Source organism: Stenomitos frigidus ULC18 (genome assembly GCF_003003795.1).
Taxonomy (GTDB): domain Bacteria; phylum Cyanobacteriota; class Cyanobacteriia; order Leptolyngbyales; family Leptolyngbyaceae; genus Stenomitos; species Stenomitos frigidus_A.
On sequence record NZ_PVWK01000148.1, the window covers coordinates 35,971 to 56,937 of the forward strand.

Genomic DNA, 20,967 nt, shown 5'->3' on the forward strand with positions numbered 1-20,967 from the left:
AGGCTTGATCCATTTGCTAAACGGTAAGAATCATGGCTAGACCCCGCATTATCGCTCGTTTGAAACGGCTCTGGGCTACGTACCAAAAGCGGCGGCTCGCTGGTTTTACGTTGATTGAGCTGCTGGTGGCGATGCTGGTAGGAGGCATTATCACTGTGAGCTTGCTGGCTCTGGTCATACAGTTGGTGGATGTTAACCAACGGGATGCATCTCGTAGCGAAACCCAGCGAGACATGCAGGCCGCCATGAACTACATTGGCCAGGAACTGCGAGAAGCCGTGTTTGTCTATGACGGCGATTGCCTCCAGGGAACGGCAAGCACCCTTACTGCTACCAACTTTGCCACCGAGTGCCCCGGTTTAGTTAATTACATTCCGGCTGGTCTTACCACCGCTAGCGCTGGCAACACGCCAATCCCTGTCCTTGCCTTTTGGCGTACCGACCCTCTGCCTCAAGGGTTGATCGCTGCCTGTAAAACCAATTCAGATGCTTTGGATGACACAGCGTTACCAGCCGCAGTCGCAACCGTGCCCTGTCTTTCGGGTCGAAGCTACACCCTTGTGGTCTACCTCCTCGTTATTGATTCAAGCACCAGCGATACCTGGCAAGGTCGTGCACGGATCGTCCGTTACCAGTTAGCTCAGTTTTCGAGTGGCGCGACATCCGGCACGCAAACCAACCAGGGCTATGTCGATCCGCTGTCATCTCCGAGCTCTAGCTTCCAGCAGTGGCCCTTCCAGTTGGCTACTGTGAGTAATGTTTCTTCTGTCAGTAATGCTCAATCAGCTCGCCCAGCAGGAGCCGATTTGAATGCTGTGATTTTGACGGGTAATGCAGCCGTGTTGGTCGATTATATAGACGACGGTCTATTAGCTGCATCTTTGGGCAACCCGACACCGTCATGCCTTAATAGAGCAACAGCGTCTAATTTTTATGCGGCAACGCCTAGAAGTGATGCTTCGTTCAACCCAAGTAATATTCGGAGTTTCTATGCCTGTGTGCGCGGAAAAACCTATCAAGCGCCAGACACGGAACAGGGCGTTAACCAGGAAGTACAGGTCTTTTTAGTGGGTAACGTGCAGGGGCGACCAGGCTTCCCGCTGAGAACATCTTTGCCCACTGGCGCGATCGAAAGTCAGGCGTTCCCGCTATCAACAAGAGTGCTGACGCGAGGTATCGTCAACAAGAGTCCTAAAGCGTCCTAAAGAGCAGTCTGTCTAACTGGAGGAAAACGACGATGAAGCAACGAACGCGCTCAAAGCGCTCAATTGGCGGTTTTACCCTGATCGAGATGCTGGTGGTCATTATTGTCATTGGCGTGTTGTTTGCGATCGCGGCTCCCGGCTGGGACACCATTTTGAGCCGTCAGCGCGTTTCTGCTGCCCGCGAACAAATTGCTCAAACGATTCGCGTTGCGCAAAGTGATGCCAGACGCACTCGTTCACCGAGAGCGGTGGTGTTTGACATGAGCACAGCCAGTAAACCCAGAATTGCTAACGTTCCTTACATTCCGGATGACACCCAGGTGACGGCTAGCAAAAATACCGTACTCATTAGCAATACCAGTCCTGCCTGGGCGCTGTTGGGTAATGGTGATGTTGGTTCAGGTGCAATTAAACTCGCTGTGAACGGCACAACGACCAATGCCACGAACGGCTATCCTTTACTGATCTTTGACGGAAACGGTACGATCGCTCAAACGCCGCTTGTGCCAACGACGCAAACAATACCAAGCGTGATTACAGTCTCGCGGGGCAATACAACAGCTAGAGCCACCGATCGTTGCGTCGTCGTCGATACGCTCTTGGGAGCAATCCGAACGGAGGAAGGAGCCTTTAACAATAGTACTCAAAGGGGCTGTAAGCCTTAGTCAACACAAAGTAGGATGGGCAAGGAATGCGTGCTCATCCAGTCCGTCGAGAGCAATGGGCATGGGTAAAACCCTTTCCCCATCCTACGAGAAGGGTTTTGTTTGAGATCAATTGTTGGTCACCTTTAGTTCGTAAACATTCCAGAGCGAACCACGGGTATCTAAGCCAGAGAACTGCACGCCTTTGACTCGTTCGCGGATGGCGGAGAGTGCTATGGGTGTGACCAGATGAATCACTGGCAGTTGTTCCTGGACGATCCGTTGAAAGTCAGCGTAGATCTGTTTGCGTTTGTTCTCGTCGTACTCTCTGGCTCCCGCGACGAACAGGCGATCGATCTCTTTCTCCCAGTCTGAGACGACCCAGTTTTTGATGGGTGGCGAACCGACATTGGGACCCTGGTTAAAGTCATGCGAGGTGCCAACGCTCGTCCAGTAATTCGCGCCTTCATTAGGTTCTACGCCACCTGTGTAGCTGATGAAGTAGCATTCCCAGTTTCGTTGACCCATACTCTCGACCATCACGTTAAAGTCAACCGGATTCAGATCTAGCTGGATGCCAATGCGCTTTAAGTCTTGCTGCATTTGTGCGGCGAACTGCTGCCCGGTACGGCTACCTGCAGGCAAGATCATCGTAAACCGAACGCGATTGCCCTCTGCATCAAACAGTTGACCTTTAGGGTCGTACTTGAACCCGGCATCAGTTAAGAGTGCCTTTGCTTTCTGAGGATTATGCTCATACACCTTCAACCCTTGCTGCGGTGACAGGAAGTAAGGGCTTTGCACAGAGACGGGTGAATTTTGTAACTCGCCAATGCCACGAAAGAGGTTGTTGATAATGCTCTGGCGATCGAGCGCATAGGCAACTGCCTGCCGAAACGCTTTGTTGCTGAACCAGCGCGTTTTGATGGGGTCAACGAAGGGTTTGCCATTGGCATTCGTCGCACGATTTTGGTTGAACGCAATAAAGGTCGTGCCTGAAGCGGCTCCACCGTTGCGGATCTCAAACTTACCGCGACGCTCCTCTCGCTTCAGTAGAGAGAAATCTTCGGGGCGTAACCCAGCCATGTCTAAATCGCCAGACCGAAAGCGCAACATCCGACCATCACTATTTTCAACAACTTGCCAGATGATGCGATCGATATACGGCAACGTTTCACCCTGAGCGCCCTTTCGCCAGTAATGAGGATTGCGGCGATAAACGACCCGCTGGCTACTGCTATAGCTCTCGATTGTGTAAGGCCCATTCGTGACAATCTCAGTCGGTTTGGTATCAGTGCCCCAGGTAGACAAAAAGCGAGGATTGCCGTCTGAGCCTTTAGTAAACACTGTTTGGCGGAGGCTGTGAGCAGGCAGAATCTTGGCGGTCATTGCCCGTATAAAGGGTGAAGAGGGTTCCGGCAGAATGAACTCCACCCGTCGATCGTCTAACTTTTTAACCTCTGGCAAACGCTTTTTCTCACCAATCCGCAGCCCGTCTCGTACATCAGTGGGAATGGTTTCATTCAGATAAATGTCTTTGTAACTGAACAGCACGTCATCTGCCGTCAAGGGCTGCCCATCTGACCATTTCATGCCTTCTCGCAAGGTGAATGTGATGTGCTTTTTATCTTCAGAGATTTGCCAAGACTCTGCCAGAGCCGGAACCACTTCTGCTGTAATGCCGTGCTCATCCACCAGCCCATCGAAGGTGAAAGAGAAGACGTTGGGAACGGAGTTGTTGAGCGCTGCATTAAAGGTTTTGGGGTCTGTTGTTGTGCTGATCACCAGTTGCGGGATGCGTTCTGCCTGGCTCTTAAGCTGCTGTGGCTGACAGGCAGCAAGGGCGATCGCGACGATCGTTACACTCGCTAAAAGCCAGTAACGCCATCGTTGAATGTATGCAAACAGCTTGTACACAGACACCGTGCTGATCTCCTGACTCGTGAGGTTAACTGGGACAAACTGTAGTGATGATGAGGGGCGACAGGCGATCGTCTGTGGTGCGATCGTCTATTAGTTTAAAGTCTAGAGCCTAGCTTCGCCCTGTGACCGATAGTCCCTCAACAATCAGGGATGGCGTAAAACAAGAACCGTTCCAATCGGCATCGCCACCCAGTTCAATCAACTGCTTTAGCGCGGTATACACATTGCCCGACACCATCGTATCTTTGACTCGCCCGATCACCTCACCGTTTTGGACACGATAGCCCAGATCAACATTGATTGAGAACTCGCCCGAAATCCCTGCGCCACCACCCAGCATCTGGTCAATAATGAGTCCCTCATCAAGCGTCGCAATCAGTTCTTGGAGCGATTTGCCAGTGGATGCACTGCCCTCAGGCTGAATGATGATGTTAAACAGTCCAGGTGTAGGGTAGCTACCCAAACCGGGTCGAAAGCCATTGCCTGTCGTGCCACTACCCAGAACGCGTCCCGTCGTGAAATCGGTGTAGAACAGCTGTAGCACACCACGATCGATAAAAGTAATGGGACGAGTTGGGATGCCTTCGTCATCAAATGGGCAGCTAAAGGGGCCAATGTTGGGCTGTTGAGACAGCGTTAGGCCTTCAGAAATCACCAGTTCATTGAGGCGATCGCTCCAGGGTGATGCCCCTTCAAGGACTTGTTTGCCACTTAACGCCGATTGCACCGTGCCCCACAGCATATCGGCGGCCTTGGAGGTGAAGAGAATGGGCACCCGCCCAGTAAGGGGATGAGTATTGTCTCTTGCCCACTCCAGGCGCTGCAAAATCTGGTGAGCCAACTCGATCGGGTCGAGGCTGCCTCGCTGCGTTTGCCCATCCGAAACGCACAGAAAATCATCACCGCGCACCCATTCTGCGGAGAGGTAACAACCGAGAGTTGTGTCAGTGTAGCCGCAGTCTAAGCCATTGGAATTAATCAGGCGCGTAGTTTCTGCTTCACATTCCCATTCGGCGGTGCAGATCAGGTCTGGATTTGCCTCGCGGATGATCGCGATCGCCTCTCTCCCCCAGGCAACTAATTGATCAACGGGTACGGCTGTGCCCAAGTCTGGGTATTGGTTTTTGGCAGTGCCTGCAAGCTCGATCGTCTCTGGCTCATTGAGTTGGCTCAATGCGATCGCTCGATCCACTAAGGCTTGTGGTTCTACAGGCCCGTAAGCAACCGCCAAACCAGGACACCCATTCCGCCATAGCCGCAGTGCTGTTCCTTCTGCCTGAGCGCTTTCTAGCTGCTTGAGTCGATTGGCTTCGAAAAAGACGGGGTATGCTAGCGATCGCGACTGTAAGACTTCTGCCGCTTCTGCCCCTGACTTGGCAGCCAATTCCAGCAGTTGATCTGCTAAGGTTTCGTGTTGCAAGTCGTCGGAACCCATAGTGTGTGAGCGAACGGGACGGAGCAAGGGCGATTAGCTTTCAGCTTTCAGCGGTCAGCGTTTAGAGCAGGCTCTCATGCCAACGGCTGTTTGACCGCTAAAGATCACTTTACGCTAAGTTGACCGTCTGCAATAGCCAAAATCCAGCGAAGGCTTCTGCTTCAGGATTGGCCTGAATGGCAAGAAAATGAACGCCGCGAACCTGCTGTTTGGCTGTTTCAAAGTTTTTTGCTTCGGTCTGCATTTGCGGTTTGGCGAGGCTGGCAAGATTCCAGCGATCGTTCAACCCTGTTTCTAGCAACAAGCGTGTGGGATACTCACTGTCAAACCTGACGCCTGCCACCTCTAGCCCCGACATCCACGCAGCTAATGGAGTTGCCCGTGTGGAAAAGATTAGCAGTCCCGGAATTTGGGCGTCTGGCGGTAGCCCCGCGAGCCCCAGAGGAAAGGCTTCGCCAAAGTCGATCGCCCACTCGTTCATTTCGGCAAGAGCGCTTGCTGACAAAGTGACGAACTGCCACTTCTCTCCCAGTAAGGCATCTGGCAGCGTCTGTGGCGGTGTCTTGGCAAAGCTAACGGATGGATTGGTGCCTGGCTGAAATCCTGGCAGTGCTGGATAGACCTCTTGAAGACGCTGCTGCAGCCACTGGTTGAGCACAAACGTCCGTTGGCTAAGCTGAGCCGGAATGCCTAACTCCTGGCAAGCTTTGGCAATCATGTTGTTCATGGCCTGCCGAAAGAAGCGAATCTTGTCAGGAGGGCTGGGAGCCTGAGCGATCGCGGCCTCAATCACATCCTTTAGCCGCACTGAATTGACTTCCGCACTGGAGCAGAACTCAGAGTAGCGAAAGAGCGAGTCAGGTTCGCGATCGACACTCAGCGGGCTTTCGCAAACCAGCACTTCCCAAATTTTTTTCTTGTTCTCATCCAGAAGTGGACGGGAGTAGAAGTCGAGTTCCCAGACGGTGAGCATGGAGGTGAGGTGAGAGGGGTGAGGTGAGAGGGGTGAGGTGAGAGGGGTGAGGAAGTGTTTTTTGTTTTTGGAGGAGGACTTTGCGTAGACCGATGAGCATGCGATCGATGGTGGCTAGTTTTGTATCAAGTGCTGTGTATCGGTCACTCGATAAGTAGCTAAGCCGATGGCAGATTTCTAGTTGAGTATCCAATTCGCTGGTGGAGCCAATGGCGATTCGTATAAACTGGGCAAATTCTACTGTTCCCCTCGCTGCACCTTCAGACAGATTACTAGGAATTGACACAGCAGCGCGTCGCATCTGCGAAATCAGACCAAACCGCTCATCAGCCGGAAAGCCGCTTGTCACTCCATAAATCTCAGTCGCAAACTCAATACTCTTCTGCCACACCTCCAAGCGTCTATGCGGCTTCTCCACTCTTTCCACTTTCCACTTCCACATCCCTCCTTACCCCTCTCACCTCTCACCTTACTCCCCAAGAATTGTCTTCCTTGCTCGTTCCTGCCGCGACTCGGCTTCTGCCATCACGTCGGCTGGTTTTTCCAGCATTTCGCCGGGGTAGTTTTCGAGCACTTTCGTTGAAAGTGAAATTCTGCCTCTGCCTTCATCAAGGTCAGCAATGATTGCTTTGATGGATTGCCCAACCTGAAACAGGCCTGCCAGGGATTGGACGTAGTTTTTGCTGATCTGGTTGATGTGGAGCAAGCCCGTGGTACCGCCAAATTCGACAAACACGCCAAAGGGTTTAATGCTGGCAACTTTGCCGTCTACCAGTTGCCCAATTTCGAGCTGGCTAAAGCTGGCAGTGCGAGTAGCGAGACGGTTGGAAAGCACGAGTTTGTCGCGCTCCTGGTCGAGTTCCAGAATACTCGCGCTCAGCGTAGTGCCTTTGAGCGCTTCCAGGTCTTCACGTTCTACCAGGTGCGATCGCGGAATGAAGCCTCGTAGCCCTTGAATATCGACGGTGACGCCGCCTTTGTTAGCGCCTGTCACTCTTACCTGATAGCTCTGATTACTGTCCTGGGTCTCTGCCAGCCGATCCCAGACTTGCTTGATTTCTAACTGCTTGAGCGACAGCGTTACCTGACCGTCGCCATCTTGCTCGCGGATAATCAGATACTCGCGTTCTTCGTTGAGGGGCACGATCGCAGAGGGATCGGTGACACCCCGCAGGCTAGCTTCGTTGGCAGGTAGAAAGGCAAGAGATTTGGCACCAATGTCAACGTAAATTCCATCAATTTCGTAGTTGACAGCTTTACCTGTAATGATCTGTCCTTGCTTAAATTGATAGTTGTGTTGTTCAAGCGCCTTCTCAAAGTCCTCCATTGAAAAGGACTCACTGGCTGAACGAGTTGATTTAGCTTCCATGAGACAAGCGAAACATAGTCGGCTTTCCTACTATAGTCCGGTATGTAAGAGAGTTTTGAGTTTTGAATTTTGAGTTTTGAGTTTTGAACTACTCCCCACACCCCATTCCCTACTCCCCCTTCAACACTCGTCCAAACAACTCTTTCACCTTCTCCCAGGCATCAGCAGCGTCGTTGGGGTTATAGTCGGGGCGTTGGTCGCAGAAGAAGCCGTGCCCAGAGGGATAGCGGAAAAAGCGATGGTCGATATGATGCTGTTTGAGGGCGGCTTCAATCTGATCGATTTGCTCGACTGGAATGAGGGGATCGGTGGTGCCGAAGAAGGCGTAAAGGGTGCCTTCGATATCTGGGGTGCGAGTGATTGTGGGCGCACCACCGCCGGGAGTCATGGTCGCAATGCCGCCACCGTAGAAGGATGCTGTGGCTTTGATATCGGGCAAGGTGGCTGCTAGATAGACGATGTGACCACCAAAGCAGAAGCCGATCGCGCCGATCGCATCCTTTTTAACCGTGGGCAAGGTTCTGAGATAGGCGATCGCAGCTTGAACGTCACTCAGCAACTCATCGGCTTTTGTCGCGTCTTTGTATTTGCGCCCCAGAACCGTACTGTCTGCATCGTAATTGCCCTCAAACCCAGGAGCAGCACGCTGGAAGATGGCAGGGGCGATCGCTACGTAGCCCTCTCTCGCAAGGCGCTCGGTCACGTCACGAATGTGGGCATTGACGCCCCAGATTTCTTGAACGACCACAATGCCCGGAAAGCTGCCGCCTGTTGGTTCTGCAAGATAGGCCTCGATCGACAATTCTCCGTTGGGAAGATGAACGCTGCTTGTCTGAATGGTTTGATTGGGCATTTTTTGGTTGGTCACCTTTAGTTTCTGATCCAGTTTCTTATCCACGATCGCGGTTAATCTTCGCTTGACGTAATTTCCCTTGACGTAGCTTTTAGCCCGCCTATAATTCAAAAGGTTAATTTCCCTCTCAGAAGTTGCCACAGATTCCTGAACATCGCAAGTGCGTACGAATGATGTTGTGAGATCAATAACATCGTGGTTCCCAGCCCTCTACCTTTCAGCGTGATATTTAGTTGAACGAAGATTTTTTGGTATTGGGAGACTATTGGTTTATCAAGGATTGAAGACAACACCGTATCAGGGATTGCTGCATCTAAGATGGAGTAGAAGATGTGTGTCCCAACGACTGTGTTGCACCGTTAAACGCTTCCTTTAGAGCGCGTGGAGGCTCTTGCATGGTTCAGTTTCATATTCAGACGGAGAGTGACATTCCGGCATCGACACAGCTTTATAACCAGATTCTGTTTGCGATCGCGTCTCGACAGTATCCACCTGGACATCGGTTGCCCAGCACGCGCCAGTTGGCAATGCAAACGGGGCTACACCGTAACACCATCAGCAAAGTCTATCGCCAGTTAGAAGAGGCAGGCGTGGTGGATGCCCAGGCAGGTTCGGGTATCTATGTGCGTGATCAGACGCATGAAGATGTTGCCAAAGTGCGATCGCCCATTCTCGACCAGCATCCTGAAGCGTACAAGGTGGTGCAGAACAGTCTGGACGATCTGCTGAAGCGAGGCTGCTCTTTGAACCAGGCGCGGGAGCTGTTTCTGGCAGAGATCGATTGGCGGCTGCGCTGTAGCGCGCAGGTGTTGGTGACGGCTCCGACGCACGATATTGGTGCCGGAGAAGTGATTGTGCGTGAGCTGGAGCGAGCGCTGAATATTCCTGTGCAGCTAGTGCCGATCGAAGAGCTAGATCAAATTCTGGATCAAACCCGGTCTGGCACGGTGGTCACGAGTCGCTACTTCATTGCTCAGGCAGAAGCGATCGCGGCTCCCAAGTCGGTGCGCGTCATCCCGGTGGATATTTATGACTTTGATTCGGAAATTAAGTTGATCAAGCGTCTACCCAAAGGCACCTGCATTGGAGCTGTGAGTCTTAGCTCTGGGACGGTTGGGGTGGCGGAAGTCATCATTCATAGCCTGCGGGGCGACGAACTGCTGGTGATGACCGCTCAGGTGGGTGATAGCTACAAATTAGGGGCGATCGTGCGCAGTGCCCAAACGATTATTAGCGATCGTGCCAGTTGTGCTACTGTGAAAGCCGCCATTTCTGCCGCCAGGGAAGATCTGATCCGTCCACCACAACTTATTTGTTGCGAAAATTTTATCGTCACGAAGTCGATCGAATTGCTGAAGCGAGAGTTGGGGTTGGAGTGAGGCAGGGTGAAAGGCTTAAAGGCTAAGTGAGAGGTGAGAGGTGAGAGGGGTCAGAATCAACTCAAACCTTGAAACTTGAAGTTACTCCTTTGGAGTCGCTACGCGTTTCTTGAATGCCGGAGACTATACAAAGCTTAGTCTTCAAATCCTGGCTCCTGACTCCTCACTCCTGACTCCTCACCCCTCTCCTCCTAACCGATCAGTTGACGGCTGAAAGTTCACTATTTTTAGGGACGGGCTTCTTGTTGAAGGTCAGCGCCTCATCAACGAGGTCAATCAGTATGGTGTCGCCTTCGGTGAAGGTGTTTTCGAGAATCTTAGTGGCGATCGGGTTTTGCAGTTGGCGCTGAATGGCTCGCTTCAGCGGACGAGCACCGTAGGCGGGATCATAGCCGGATGCTGCAATAAAGTTTTGCGCCTTGGTGGTCAGTTCCAGGGTGAGTTTCTGGTCTGCTAGCAAAGACTGAATGCGATTGAGCTGGAGGCGCACAATCTGGCTGAGTTCACTGCGGGTCAGCGTATGGAAGAGGATGATGTCATCCACACGGTTTAGAAACTCGGGGCGGAAGTGTGCCCTTAACGCATCGGTCACGCGCTCCTGCATTTCGTCGTAGCGGGTATCATCGCCTGACAAATCGAGAATGTGGTCGCTACCAATGTTGCTGGTCATCACAATAACCGTGTTGCAAAAGTCCGTGGTGCGTCCCTGCCCATCGGTAATGCGTCCGTCGTCCAGCACTTGCAGCAAGATGTTGAAGACGTCGGGATGGGCTTTTTCGACTTCATCCAGCAGTACGACTGCGTACGGCTTGCGACGCACCGATTCGGTCAGTTGTCCCCCTTCTTCGTAGCCGATATAGCCCGGAGGCGCACCGATGACGCGCATGACGGAGCTTTTGTCCATGTATTCCGACATGTCGAGGCGAATCATGGCATCGTCGGCATCAAAGAGCGACTGCGCCAGCGCACGAGCGAGTTCGGTTTTACCCACGCCTGTGGGTCCCATGAAGAGGAAGGAGCCGATCGGCCGTCCGGGATCTTTCATCCCAGCGCGGGCACGACGAATGGCCGCCGACACCGCTTCGACTGCTTCGGTTTGACCGACCACACGCTGATGCAGGTGGCTTTCTAGCTGAAGCAACTTTTGTCGTTCAGTTTCCAGCAGGCGATTGACGGGAATGCCTGTCCAATTAGCGACGATTTCGGCAATATCGGACTCGGTGACTTGTTCGCGCAGCAGGGCACCGCCATCGGACTGAATGACACGGAGTTGAGCTTCGTAAGCGCCGCGTTCATCCCGAATGCGGGGCAGAACCGCATGGAACAGTTCGCCTGCTTTCTTAAGTTTGTTGTTGCGCTCGTATTCTTCGCTGGCTTTGGCGAGGTCGGCTTCTCGCTTAAGCTGCTGAATTTGGAGTTCGATTTGCTCTTCTTCTTCTTTCTTGGCGTTGATGCCGTCTAGTAAACGTTTTTCGTTCTGCCAATGAGAGTTAAGCTGCTCTTGCTTTTCGAGGAGCGAATCCATCTCTTGCTGAATGCGATCGAGCCGATCTTGCGCCGATCGCCCCGCGCCAAACACATTGCCGGGGCTTTGCTTTTCGGTTTCTAACGACAGCTTCTCCATTTCAAGCTGCATGATGCGCCGATCGTACATCTCCAGTTCGGCGGGCTTGGAGGTGATTTCCATCTTCAGATTGGCAGCGGCTTCGTCGACCAGGTCGATCGCTTTGTCGGGCAAGAAGCGATCGGCGATGTAGCGGGACGATAGCGTGGCAGCCGCGACCAGAGCCGAATCGGTAATCTTCACGCCATGATGCACTTCGTAGCGTTCTTTGAGCCCCCGCAGAATGGAGATGGCATCTTCTACGCTGGGCTGATCGACAAAGACCTGCTGAAAGCGACGTTCCAGAGCCGCATCTTTTTCGATGTATTTACGGTATTCATCAATGGTGGTGGCACCGATACAGCGCAGTTCGCCGCGTGCCAGCAAGGGTTTGAGCAGATTGCCCGCATCCATTGCACCCTGCGTGGCACCGGCACCGACCACCTGATGGATTTCATCAATGAACAGTACAATTTGCCCATCGGAGTGGATGACTTCTTTGAGGATCGATCGCAGCCGCTCTTCAAAATCACCGCGATACTTGGCACCTGCCAGCAGTGAACCCATATCCAGTGAGATCAACCGCCGATTTTTGAGGGATTCTGGAACATCGCCGTTCACGATGCGTTGGGCAAGGGCTTCAACGATCGCTGTTTTACCCACTCCCGGCTCCCCAATCAACACCGGATTATTCTTTGCCCGGCGAGACAGCACTCGCACCACCCGTCGAATTTCTTCATCCCGACCAATGACGGGATCAGTCTTCCCTGCTCTCGCCTTTTCGGTCAGATCTTGCCCGTACTTTTCCAGCGCTGCATAGCGATTTTCGGGATTCTGATCTGTCACCTTCTGGCTGCCCCGCACCTCGCGGATGACGGCTTCTAGCTGCTTGACATCGAGATTGAAGCCCCGCATCAAGCGTAGACCCAGCCGTGAATCGGTCGCAAAGCCCAGCAGCAAATGCTCAACCGAAATAAACTCATCCTCCCAGTCTTCTCGTGCTTCGTCAGCGCGATCGAGCATGATATCCAGGTTGCGCCCCAGATAGAGCTGCTCATTGCTAGGCACTTTGGGCTGTCGCCGCACAAAGTCCTCAATTTGCTGCCACAGACGCGTGGTGTCCACACCTGCCTTGGTCAACACTTTCGTCGCTAGCCCGTCCTTTTGCTCCAGCAGGGTAATGATCAGGTGCTCTACTTCCAGTTGCTGTTGCTTGTAGCGGCGAACAACATCCTGCGCCTGTACGATCGCTTCCCATGCTTTGTCAGTGAACTTATTCGGGTCGGTGGGCTGCATGTTTGAGTCTTAAGATTACGAGTAAAAATACGGTGTGTCAGCGTTTTCAGTATAGCGAGATTGGTCGGGAGCTAGCGGCTGTCAGCGTTCAGCTTTCAGCCAGGCTGACTATCAATCATAGGGCAACTGATTCATAGAGCAACAGCAGAAAATGGCAGGCAAGCGATCAACTCTGTTCTAAGCTGACCGCTGATCACTGATCACTGACTGCTGACCGCTGATCGCTGACCGCTGATTACTGATTGCTAATTCTGACCGCTTCTTCAAAACGAATACACCAGACGTAGCAACCATTCAAAGATAGTACCGCGATCGCGATTGTTGGGATTGCTGACAACGGTGAGTGCGGGGGTGACGCTGATGTTGTCGTTGAGTAGAAAGCTGTAAAACGCTTCGATGTTGGTTTGCGTAGCATTACCGAGGTCTTTTTCGACAAAGGGCTGCCCGATCGCCAGACCAGCAGTAGAGCCAGGCACGAACAACCGCCGTGCGACAAAACCGATCGACCAGCTTTTGGGATTTAGGTCGAGATCCTGGTTTAGCAGTGGGTTGAAGCCTTTGTAGCTGCCGATCGCGAAGCGACCAAAGACTGCGAAATCGCGATTGAGTGCCCATTCCGCATTAAGGCCGCCCGCAAAAATATCGACGTTATTGACAGTGGCTTTGGTGAATTGCAGTCGGGCAACGATGTCTTTGCTGAAGTCATACTCGACTTCCAGACTGCCCTGGTGGCGATCGCCAAACAAGCCGCCTTTAGTGATGCCACTGTTAGGGCGTTCGGCATCGGCTGCGACATACAGTGCTCGTACGGTGAGCGGCAAGGTTGCAGCTTTCCAGCTGAGGGCAGCTCCTGCCCCGCCGGGGCGATCGATCTGGTTTTGGACAATCAGTGGGTTGTTGGTGAAAAAGCTGGAAGAGAAATTTTGGGTAGAGTCGTTTGCAAAACGGTTACCGTCAATAAAGTCTCGTGGCGAGAGGCGTGCGCCCACGGTTAACTCCAATCCATCGGTAGGCTGAAAGGTGTAGTACAGCTTGCTCAGGCGTACTGCGTTGTCTACCCTGACATAGTCTAAACCACCGCCATCTGCCAGTAGACCCACTGTGCCCAGCAGGTTTTGCGCCTGTTCGTGAACCCGCCCGATCGCGTCGTTGCCATTGTTGCCAGCTTCTAGCTGCGTGCGGAGCAGGGTATTGGGCGCAAAGCTGGTCTTCAAATCTAAACGGGTGCGAGACAGGATGGTGCTGCGGCTGTTGGAGCCGTTTGTCAGCCCGAAAACGGTTTGTCCAACCAGTTTGGTCGTGGTGGAAAAGCGTTGCTGCTCAAGCTTGGTGATTTGTGGTTCAAGTTGATCGGTGCGATCGCGCAAGTCCTTGGCGATCGTGGCGTAGGATGCCTGAAGCCGTTTCAGCGTCGCAAAATCTTCTTGCAGCTGCGCGATATTGCCCTGACCAAGCACAAACTGCTGTGAGATAACATCCAGCACTTTTGCCAACGTGGCTGCAAACTCGTTTCGTGTCAACGCTTGGTTTCCGCGAAAGGTGCCATCTGGGTAGCCGATCGCCACACCGTACCGTTCGGAGAGCGCTTGCAAGGTCTGGTAAGCCCAATCTGTAGGACGCACATCGCTGAGCTCGCTAACCGATCGCACCTGCGCTATCGAGTCGTCAGGTGCCCATTCGCAAGCCGACTCAAGGATATCGGGCTGAATCGGTTGCGGTATGGCAGCACAATGCGATGAGGGGCGATTGTCCAGAGGCGCGGCTGCTGGCGTTTCTGTAACGTTGATGGACGACTCTTGCTGGATCGGTGTTGCCCACCCAGGCGATGTGGCGTTAAGCATCCCGAAACTGCCCAATCCTCCAACCAACCAGACTCTTTTTTTCACACTCACACTGCTACTCCTCACACGGTTTTTCAGGTCTGCCCATCCACAAAGACAGTCCCGGCTAAACCCTATCAGGAGTTTACACGGTCAATTCAGTAATCAGAAGAGGGGTAGGACATTTAACTATCAGCAGTCAGCGATCAGCGGTCAGCTTTTTCTTGATGCCTAATGCCTGGGTTTTGAGTAGTGCTTTGTGCCGCTGAGCCCGTTGGACACGCTTCGCGTTTCTTGGATGCCAGAGGCTCTACGCTAGAGAATTTTGAGTTTTGAGTTCGACCCCACTCTCTACTCCCTGCTGACTGCTGACTCATCGTCAGAACGCATCTAAACATTCGCTGTTTGAACCTGAGTGGCTTCCTGTGCTGCCGTTTGACCGCTCAGTTGAATCAGCTCAACTTTGTAGCCGTTGGGATCTTCGACAAAAGCGATCACAGTCGAACCGTGCTTCATGGGGCCTGGTTCGCGGGTGACTTTGCCACCCCGATCGCGGATCGCTTCACAGGTAGCGTAGATGTCGTCAACGCCGATCGCGATGTGGCCGTAGCCATCGCCCACATTGTAGGTGTCGGTGCCCCAGTTGTGGGTGAGTTCTAGAACGGTATGGTCGGCTTCGTCGCCGTAGCCAACAAAAGCGAGTGTAAATTCGCCACCGGGATAGTCTTTGCGACGCAGGAGCGTCATGCCGAGAACATCGCAATAGAACTTGAGGGATTCGTCCAGGTTGCTAACGCGCAGCATCGTGTGGAGTAGTCGCATCGCTAAATTCTCAACGTGATTTACTGCTTCTATGGTAAACACTCAAGGACGCATGAAGCGCGATCGACCCTTTTTGCAAGACCGATCGCGGCGTTCTACGCATTATCCTTGGCATGCTTAACTGTGGCTTTGGCACTGTCAGCGGCATTTTTTACGGTATCAACAACACGTTCGACTGCTTTTCCAGCCGAAGCTTGAGTGCCTTTTGCTTTCGCTTTCAACACGGTTGCAGCATCGACAACGTCTGTATCAGCTTCATCCAGCGCAGCATACACGGCACCAGCAACATTTTTGAGCGCACCCGCTGCTTCTTTGATAGTGTGCCGCACGGTATCAAGCCGATCGCTCTCTGCTCCTTTTTCAGCCATTTTAGCGATCGTGGCTTGTGCACCTTCAGCCGTAACGGCTCCAACTAATGCTGTTCCGAGAGACGCTGCATTTTTGCCAAGCTTGCCCAAGCGACTACTACCGACTTTCTGCTTCTTCTGCTTATCTTTTTTGTCTTGCTTATCTTTCTTTTTCTTACTCATCGGTTAAAGAATGGATGACACCATTGCAAACGTCTGCCCTTAAGGCTGCCTTAACTAGCCCACAAATCCATCTGCTTTAAGTAAGAGGGCATCGAGTTTGGCGTTGAGCTTGAAGAGTTGGCTGGTCGGCTCATGGAAGTATGCGTTGTAGAGCTTGGTGATGCCTAGTGGTTCTTCAAGCTTTGACCTGAACACTAAAGGATTGGCACTACGGTGACCGAGCCAAACTGTCTGAAGTGGTGGTCAAAGGCAAAGGCTTCTTTGCAGTTAAGTTTTTCGAGTATGGTTTTGCTGGAGCAATCGGTGAAGCTCCATTGTTTATCGGCAAATTGCCGAAAGTTTTGCCAGATTACCTGAATATCGGCTTGGGTCAAATAGTAAATTTGGGTCAATGTACCTGAAAAGAACGCTTCGCCCAAGACGATCGCGCGTTGGCATTCTCCTCTGGCTCGGAGGAGCGTTAAAGTTTCATCAATCACATAGTCGGTGGTCAGCAAGGATGGCTGGTTTTGTTGCATCCAGGCTCTGGCTGTTGGATAGTTGGGGTCGGATGGTACGGTAATCGCAAACCATGCACCTGTATCAACAAAAATCATGTGCCTTCGCTCATCACAATCATTGGGGATAGAGCACTTGATCGTGGTCTTGCCAAGAGAAGGCATTCGTTTTGCCCTCCAGAGGCAGGTCGGCGATCGCGTCTAGAATTTGGGCGGCAGAGGGTTTTTGAGGTGCTTTTGCATGTTGGCGCTGTCGCAGAAAGAGGCAGAAATCGAGGATTTCTTCGATGAGAACATCAGGGGTTTGATCGAGTTCCTTCAATAATTGATCTCGCGCAGTCATCGTTGCTTTCTCCTTATGCAAGAAGGGTTACTGGTTAGAGTCATTCGGTGCCCAGGGACTGACGACGGGTTCGCCTCGCTTTTCTTTCTCTGCTAATTCTAAGTTTAACGTCAGGAGCTTTTCGAGCAGGTCATTGTTGGGGTTGAAGCCATAGGCTTGCAGGACAAGGGCATCAAGTTTGGCGTGGAGCTTGAAGAGTTGGCTGGTCGGCTCGTGGAAGTATGCGTTGTAGAGTTTGGTGATGCCGCTCTGCTTTATTGTCTCTGTCTGGATTATTAGTTATAGATATTGCCTCTATAGTTAATGTCGTAAATGAAAATCTCATTTGTTTCTCTACGAATTTGAAAAATAACGCGAATTTTGCCGACGCGAATTCTAGAAAATCCTGACAGAGTGCCTTTCAGCTTTTTAATATCAAGTTCTTCGGGGGGATAGATTTTTTGAGTCTCTAGACAGGCTTTTAGAGTGCCGATTTTTGCGATGACGGCTTGTTGACTGCTGCGATCGAGCTTTTGCAGAAACTTATCAGCTGCTTTACTGAGCTTGATTTTCATGGTCAAACCAGTTTGTGATGTCAACGAAGTCAGCCTCCGAATGGTCAGCCGGGGAGAATGAGGCTTCGATCGCCGCTTGCTCTTCGTTGTCTACGTAGGGAGTCAGCAGGTCGAAGAATTTGAACCACTCTTCGCGCATGACTTCACGAACGCTTTCTTTGATGAGGGCTTTGAGGGCTTGTGCATCAAGCGAGATCGTAGGTTCCATGACGGTTACTCCGGGTGTGCTTTAACGAAACCAGTCGTTCACTCAGTTTATTGTGCTGGTGCCCAGGGACCAACGACTGCCTCCCCGCGCGTTTCTTTCTCGGCTAATTCTAAGTTTAACGCCAGCAGTTTTTCGAGGAGGTCATCGTCTGGATGGAAGCCGTATGCCTGCAGGACAAGGGCATCGAGTTTGGCGTGGAGTTTGTAGAGTTGGCTAGTGGGTTCGTGGAAGTATTCGTTGTAGAGTTTGGTGATGCCCCACTGTTTTTTCTCCATTTGGGTGGAGCGGTAGGCGTGGAGGACTATGCAGTTATTTTCCAGCCTCTACACCTAGAGTTTTTACCATATTTAACGCTTCACTTGCACCGACCTGGTTGTGCAGCCTCAAGAATGCCTTCAGACATTCCTGAGACAAAGCGGAACTAGAAAGCTTTACCCCTTCATTCGCTAGGTCAAGCAATATCTGATCAATCTGTGTAATGTCTGCTGTTTTGACTTTTTTGCTAGCGAGCCAATCTTGCATTTTTGCATCAGTTTCAATAGCTGCTAGCTCAGGATTAGTAATGAGTTGAGTCACTATTTCTTTAACTAATTTCAGCATTTCAACGACCATACTATTATCGACAACGCTACTTCTTCCGTGAGCGATAGCAGAACGTTTATCATAGATCTTCGTAATTCGGTTTTTTCTTATTTCTACCTTTTGAGGTTCAGATTCAAGCACGTAAGCTGAAAATTCAGCCAATTGCTTCGTAACAGCATCTTTACCAATGGTGAATAAGGCTTCAAGCGCAAAGGCGTATTGGACTAATGAACGGCTTAAGTCCTTATCACGAATGCCGCGCCCAATCCATTCAATAGCAGTAAGTACTCTTTTTTGACGCTCATTTAGGTCAGAACGAGTAAGGGCTTGCCAGATCCACTCATGTCCTGAATCGATCCAGTATTGCGCCTGCTCTGTTGGAAAAACGCCGTTGGTGAAGAAAGGAAGCGCAAGGTCATAGGGAATAGCGTTCTGATCTCGGTTCTTTGGTCCATTAGTAAAAAAGATGTTGTCCTTGGTCAGAAGCAGAACCTGATGAAAATCGTCGAGGTTAAAGAAATTGAAGATTTCAGCGTATTTGGTTTTGGTGTCTGCCAGCATGTAGCTGACAACATTTTCAAATTGATAGAAGCGTTCATCCGCTAACTCTATGGCTCTTGTTTTGTCTCGCGCTTCGACCTCAACACTAATAATCAGATTGTCCAAATTTTCTAGCAGCGGATTGGATGAAGGTTGATCACCGTTTATCTGGTCATGGGCTAAGTTGTCTTGAAGACAATCCGCTAACCAACTAGCATGGTTAGCTACCACCGCTTGATATGTATCCCATGTATGAATCGTGTATGGTCCGAGCGTTATCCTGTCAGCTGATAGAATAATCCCATACAAGGGGCGAAACACTTGCCAATACTGCTTTTGCGCTGATTTGAGCTGTATAAAAAGGCTTCTGATGCTGCTTGTATCAAGGCTATTAGGATTTTGACGGTGCTGCCCAATCAAATCGAAAACGTCTGCCTCAATTGTTTTTCTTGAAACTGTTTGGGTTACTTCTTTATCAGCGAGCCAAAACTGCTCAACAAGCTCCGCTATGTTATTGAGATCCTGCTCAAGGAGTTCTAGGCGTTCAGTGTTGCCGCAGCCTATTGATGTCCGTCTATAGTTATAGCTAGATAACGGAACCCGCCTTTTCAATCGCTGCTCCTCCTTCCCCTTTAAGCTTTCGGCTACAGACTTCAATCTTTTTAGCAGAGCTTTTGCTTTGTTCTTCTCAATCATGAATCTAGAGGTCGTTACTACCAACGTTGGAGAGTGTGCATACAGAATAAATGCTCGACACTGGTAGCAGAGGCAACAGTGCCATGTTGAAGAAGCTAAGTCGCTGAAGTGCGCTCATAAACTGTATTTCGGGTTAGCGCTTAGTGTTCCTACCTTACCTAAACGCGAATGCTCCCACTCGATCGGGCAACCGTTCCAGCGCCACCTTCTCGATCGGTTCCTCGGACTGTTTGCGAAAGTCGTAGATCCAGAACTCATCAAAGTTGCACAGCATCACATAGGTGGGGCACTGCAACTGCATCCAGTACGTCACCGCTTGCGCGTAATGCTTGTTGAGGTCTTCGCCGCGCTTCTTCATCTCAATCAGCAAATGGGGCTTCCATGCCAGATCCGCAAAGCCCGTATTGCCTTTTTTGCTGCCCTTTTTCACCCGTTGCTCCAGCGTCGCCCCGGCTTCTTGCACGCCTTCATGCCCAAACGCCTGAAAAAAGCGATCGAGAAAGTTCTGCGACTCTCCTTTCTCATCGCCTTTAAGATGCTGCTGGCAGTACTGGACAAATTTCTGGAGGCTTGCGGGTGTAGCTGGCATAGAAGGCTTTTTGCGCAGAGACTAGCGTGAGGCGCGATCGATGAACACAGGGTTAACAACCAATGTTCCCACCTTAACCTCCAACCTACAGGCTCTAAACCCGGAGGGTCGAGCCGTTTGCACCGTGACTCTGCCTTGAAACCTGGAGTGCCGAGCTTTTTGCCCGAACATTACAGTTCCGAACTTGGACGATCGAGCTTAGAACTCGGAAGGTCGAGCCTTTTACTCGAATCTTGCAGTTCAGAACTCGAAACGCCGAGCTTAGAACTCGGAACGTCGAGCCTTTTACTCGAATCTTGCAGTTCAGAACTCGAAACGCCGAGCTTAGAACTCGGAACGTCGAGGTTTTTACTTGAACCATCAAGCGTCAAAGCGTAGAGCTTGTCCGCGCACGTTTGCGTTAATGGTGCCGCGATCGACATCGAAATGCCAGCGGTGATTGTTACGGTGGAGCGATCGACATCTCTAGAAAAGAGGTCACACTACCCTTCGCACAGGCACAGCTCGCCGTGAACAGATCTTCCTTATATTCCAGCCCCGGTTCGCGAAAGTGCACCTGGGGGGCAATCACTCCCGGCAACAAAGTCAAGCCGCTTGCGTCAAGCTCAATAGTGTCATCAGCTGTCGCTGTGGGCGGCAAGGTCTCCGCTACCTGGGCGATCGTGCCGCCAAACAGCTGCACATCCCCAGTCATCCAGGTGCCGTCAGGCAAAAGGATGTGGGCATGACGGATGATCAAAGCAGAGTTGGCTACCATAGCTGATACGAATAAAGTATCTAGTGCAGAGCCACAGTTTAATTTTAGGGTGACTTACTTTGAGAAAGCTTGCTATGTAGGGATTTCAGAGATTGCCAACCCTAATTCTTAGTCTTGACGCTGCACTAGGGCCTGTCTGAGCTTTCTAGTAAACAAAAGATCCGTGGAGACGGGTTGAGCAATGAGGTTAGCGGCAAAATCTAAAGACTTTGGCAAAAACTGCCCCTAACCAACGGTAATTTTTTGTTTGGAAATCACTTAAGTAAGACTTATAGAAGTTACGCATTGACAGAGAGCAGGAAATGTGATGACTCTAGATTAGTCTCCTAGCCCTTGGAAATCCGTCGTG

At 51.4% G+C, this 20,967-nt stretch carries 21 protein-coding genes; 3 read left to right on the forward strand and 18 right to left on the reverse strand.

What is annotated here, in order from left to right:
• The first annotated feature begins 32 nt into the window (after nt 1–32).
• Together C7B82_RS27485 and C7B82_RS27490 are read left to right on the forward strand one after the other, a co-directional pair.
• Nucleotides 33–1,205 (forward strand): prepilin-type N-terminal cleavage/methylation domain-containing protein, encoded by a 1,173-nt coding sequence (locus tag C7B82_RS27485; RefSeq protein ID WP_106260092.1) that lies wholly within the window; start codon nt 33–35, stop codon nt 1,203–1,205.
• A gap of 32 nt (nt 1,206–1,237) precedes the next feature.
• Nucleotides 1,238–1,870: a pilus assembly FimT family protein gene (locus C7B82_RS27490; protein ID WP_106260094.1), complete on the forward strand. Its 633-nt coding sequence runs from the start codon at nt 1,238–1,240 to the stop codon at nt 1,868–1,870.
• 108 nt (nt 1,871–1,978) lie between these two features.
• Here C7B82_RS27490 and C7B82_RS27495 read toward each other — a convergent pair whose 3' ends face one another.
• The 6 genes from C7B82_RS27495 to C7B82_RS27520 all read right to left on the reverse strand — a co-directional run bounded on the left by C7B82_RS27495 (nt 1,979) and on the right by C7B82_RS27520 (nt 8,417).
• Complete coding sequence (locus C7B82_RS27495) at nt 1,979–3,772, reverse strand: ABC transporter substrate-binding protein (protein ID WP_106260096.1); 1,794 nt, start codon at nt 3,770–3,772, stop codon at nt 1,979–1,981.
• A gap of 109 nt (nt 3,773–3,881) precedes the next feature.
• Complete coding sequence (locus C7B82_RS27500) at nt 3,882–5,207, reverse strand: TldD/PmbA family protein (protein ID WP_106260098.1); 1,326 nt, start codon at nt 5,205–5,207, stop codon at nt 3,882–3,884.
• A gap of 109 nt (nt 5,208–5,316) precedes the next feature.
• The gene (locus C7B82_RS27505) at nt 5,317–6,180 is read right to left on the reverse strand and encodes a Tab2/Atab2 family RNA-binding protein (protein ID WP_106260099.1); all 864 of its coding nucleotides are present in this window, start codon (nt 6,178–6,180) and stop codon (nt 5,317–5,319) included.
• Nucleotides 6,131–6,622, reverse strand: a complete 492-nt coding sequence (locus C7B82_RS27510) for a four helix bundle protein (RefSeq protein WP_106260101.1) — start codon at nt 6,620–6,622, stop codon at nt 6,131–6,133. Before C7B82_RS27510 ends, C7B82_RS27505 begins: the two co-directional genes overlap by 50 nt.
• Nucleotides 6,623–6,649: 27 nt before the next feature.
• Nucleotides 6,650–7,549, reverse strand: coding sequence for a S1 RNA-binding domain-containing protein (locus C7B82_RS27515; RefSeq protein WP_106260103.1), 900 nt, complete (start codon nt 7,547–7,549; stop codon nt 6,650–6,652).
• A gap of 109 nt (nt 7,550–7,658) precedes the next feature.
• Nucleotides 7,659–8,417 carry a dienelactone hydrolase family protein gene (locus C7B82_RS27520; protein ID WP_425443676.1) on the reverse strand — a complete coding sequence of 253 codons (759 nt, stop codon included), beginning with the start codon at nt 8,415–8,417 and terminating at the stop codon, nt 7,659–7,661.
• A 380-nt stretch (nt 8,418–8,797) separates the two neighbouring features.
• Between C7B82_RS27520 and C7B82_RS27525 the strand changes: the two genes are divergently transcribed.
• Nucleotides 8,798–9,781: a GntR family transcriptional regulator gene (locus tag C7B82_RS27525; RefSeq protein ID WP_106260105.1), complete on the forward strand. Its 984-nt coding sequence runs from the start codon at nt 8,798–8,800 to the stop codon at nt 9,779–9,781.
• A gap of 199 nt (nt 9,782–9,980) precedes the next feature.
• Here the strand turns inward: C7B82_RS27525 and clpB are convergent, their stop codons facing one another.
• The 12 genes from clpB to C7B82_RS27590 form a co-directional block, all read right to left on the reverse strand.
• Complete coding sequence (gene clpB / locus C7B82_RS27530; protein ID WP_106260107.1) at nt 9,981–12,680, reverse strand: ATP-dependent chaperone ClpB; 2,700 nt, start codon at nt 12,678–12,680, stop codon at nt 9,981–9,983.
• Nucleotides 12,681–12,943: 263 nt separating this feature from the next.
• Complete coding sequence (locus C7B82_RS27535) at nt 12,944–14,572, reverse strand: iron uptake porin (RefSeq protein ID WP_245940125.1); 1,629 nt, start codon at nt 14,570–14,572, stop codon at nt 12,944–12,946.
• 318 nt (nt 14,573–14,890) lie between these two features.
• Entirely contained in the window at nt 14,891–15,322 is a 432-nt protein-coding gene (gene gloA / locus C7B82_RS27540; protein ID WP_106260111.1) for a lactoylglutathione lyase, read from the reverse strand.
• A gap of 95 nt (nt 15,323–15,417) precedes the next feature.
• Complete coding sequence (locus C7B82_RS27545; RefSeq protein WP_106260113.1) at nt 15,418–15,852, reverse strand: hypothetical protein; 435 nt, start codon at nt 15,850–15,852, stop codon at nt 15,418–15,420.
• Between the two features lie 194 nt (nt 15,853–16,046).
• On the reverse strand, nt 16,047–16,448 hold the full coding sequence (locus tag C7B82_RS32760; RefSeq protein WP_181357724.1) for a type II toxin-antitoxin system VapC family toxin: 402 nt from the start codon (nt 16,446–16,448) through the stop codon (nt 16,047–16,049).
• Nucleotides 16,449–16,467: 19 nt separating this feature from the next.
• On the reverse strand, nt 16,468–16,692 hold the full coding sequence (locus C7B82_RS27555) for a hypothetical protein (protein WP_106260115.1): 225 nt from the start codon (nt 16,690–16,692) through the stop codon (nt 16,468–16,470).
• A gap of 275 nt (nt 16,693–16,967) precedes the next feature.
• Nucleotides 16,968–17,246: a type II toxin-antitoxin system RelE family toxin gene (locus tag C7B82_RS27565; RefSeq protein ID WP_106260117.1), complete on the reverse strand. Its 279-nt coding sequence runs from the start codon at nt 17,244–17,246 to the stop codon at nt 16,968–16,970.
• Complete coding sequence (locus C7B82_RS27570; RefSeq protein ID WP_106260119.1) at nt 17,227–17,454, reverse strand: hypothetical protein; 228 nt, start codon at nt 17,452–17,454, stop codon at nt 17,227–17,229. Before C7B82_RS27570 ends, C7B82_RS27565 begins: the two co-directional genes overlap by 20 nt.
• A 47-nt stretch (nt 17,455–17,501) precedes the next feature.
• The gene (locus C7B82_RS27575) at nt 17,502–17,729 is read right to left on the reverse strand and encodes a hypothetical protein (protein ID WP_106260121.1); all 228 of its coding nucleotides are present in this window, start codon (nt 17,727–17,729) and stop codon (nt 17,502–17,504) included.
• Nucleotides 17,730–17,763: 34 nt separating this feature from the next.
• Nucleotides 17,764–19,272 carry a HEPN domain-containing protein gene (locus C7B82_RS27580; RefSeq protein WP_106260123.1) on the reverse strand — a complete coding sequence of 503 codons (1,509 nt, stop codon included), beginning with the start codon at nt 19,270–19,272 and terminating at the stop codon, nt 17,764–17,766.
• Nucleotides 19,273–19,426: 154 nt separating this feature from the next.
• Nucleotides 19,427–19,861, reverse strand: a complete 435-nt coding sequence (locus tag C7B82_RS27585) for a type IIL restriction-modification enzyme MmeI (RefSeq protein WP_106260125.1) — start codon at nt 19,859–19,861, stop codon at nt 19,427–19,429.
• 442 nt (nt 19,862–20,303) lie between these two features.
• Nucleotides 20,304–20,618, reverse strand: coding sequence for an amidohydrolase family protein (locus tag C7B82_RS27590; RefSeq protein ID WP_181357726.1), 315 nt, complete (start codon nt 20,616–20,618; stop codon nt 20,304–20,306).
• Nucleotides 20,619–20,967 lie beyond the last annotated feature (349 nt).

What these genes read in the sequence shown, in the direction of transcription:
- C7B82_RS27580 (WP_106260123.1), bottom strand. Translation starts at nt 19,272, where the DNA reads ATGATTGAGAAGAACAAAGCAAAAGCTCTGCTAAAAAGATTGAAGTCT.
- C7B82_RS27545 (WP_106260113.1), bottom strand. Translation starts at nt 15,852, where the DNA reads ATGAGTAAGAAAAAGAAAGATAAGCAAGACAAAAAAGATAAGCAGAAG.
- clpB (WP_106260107.1), bottom strand. Translation starts at nt 12,680, where the DNA reads ATGCAGCCCACCGACCCGAATAAGTTCACTGACAAAGCATGGGAAGCG.
- C7B82_RS27490 (WP_106260094.1), top strand. Translation starts at nt 1,238, where the DNA reads ATGAAGCAACGAACGCGCTCAAAGCGCTCAATTGGCGGTTTTACCCTG.
- C7B82_RS27505 (WP_106260099.1), bottom strand. Translation starts at nt 6,180, where the DNA reads ATGCTCACCGTCTGGGAACTCGACTTCTACTCCCGTCCACTTCTGGAT.
- C7B82_RS27485 (WP_106260092.1), top strand. Translation starts at nt 33, where the DNA reads ATGGCTAGACCCCGCATTATCGCTCGTTTGAAACGGCTCTGGGCTACG.
- C7B82_RS27525 (WP_106260105.1), top strand. Translation starts at nt 8,798, where the DNA reads ATGGTTCAGTTTCATATTCAGACGGAGAGTGACATTCCGGCATCGACA.
- C7B82_RS27575 (WP_106260121.1), bottom strand. Translation starts at nt 17,729, where the DNA reads ATGGAGAAAAAACAGTGGGGCATCACCAAACTCTACAACGAATACTTC.
- C7B82_RS27555 (WP_106260115.1), bottom strand. Translation starts at nt 16,692, where the DNA reads ATGACTGCGCGAGATCAATTATTGAAGGAACTCGATCAAACCCCTGAT.
- C7B82_RS27510 (WP_106260101.1), bottom strand. Translation starts at nt 6,622, where the DNA reads ATGTGGAAGTGGAAAGTGGAAAGAGTGGAGAAGCCGCATAGACGCTTG.
- C7B82_RS27585 (WP_106260125.1), bottom strand. Translation starts at nt 19,861, where the DNA reads ATGCCAGCTACACCCGCAAGCCTCCAGAAATTTGTCCAGTACTGCCAG.
- gloA (WP_106260111.1), bottom strand. Translation starts at nt 15,322, where the DNA reads ATGCGACTACTCCACACGATGCTGCGCGTTAGCAACCTGGACGAATCC.
- C7B82_RS27500 (WP_106260098.1), bottom strand. Translation starts at nt 5,207, where the DNA reads ATGGGTTCCGACGACTTGCAACACGAAACCTTAGCAGATCAACTGCTG.
- C7B82_RS32760 (WP_181357724.1), bottom strand. Translation starts at nt 16,448, where the DNA reads ATGATTTTTGTTGATACAGGTGCATGGTTTGCGATTACCGTACCATCC.
- C7B82_RS27570 (WP_106260119.1), bottom strand. Translation starts at nt 17,454, where the DNA reads ATGGAACCTACGATCTCGCTTGATGCACAAGCCCTCAAAGCCCTCATC.
- C7B82_RS27565 (WP_106260117.1), bottom strand. Translation starts at nt 17,246, where the DNA reads ATGAAAATCAAGCTCAGTAAAGCAGCTGATAAGTTTCTGCAAAAGCTC.
- C7B82_RS27515 (WP_106260103.1), bottom strand. Translation starts at nt 7,549, where the DNA reads ATGGAAGCTAAATCAACTCGTTCAGCCAGTGAGTCCTTTTCAATGGAG.
- C7B82_RS27590 (WP_181357726.1), bottom strand. Translation starts at nt 20,618, where the DNA reads ATGGTAGCCAACTCTGCTTTGATCATCCGTCATGCCCACATCCTTTTG.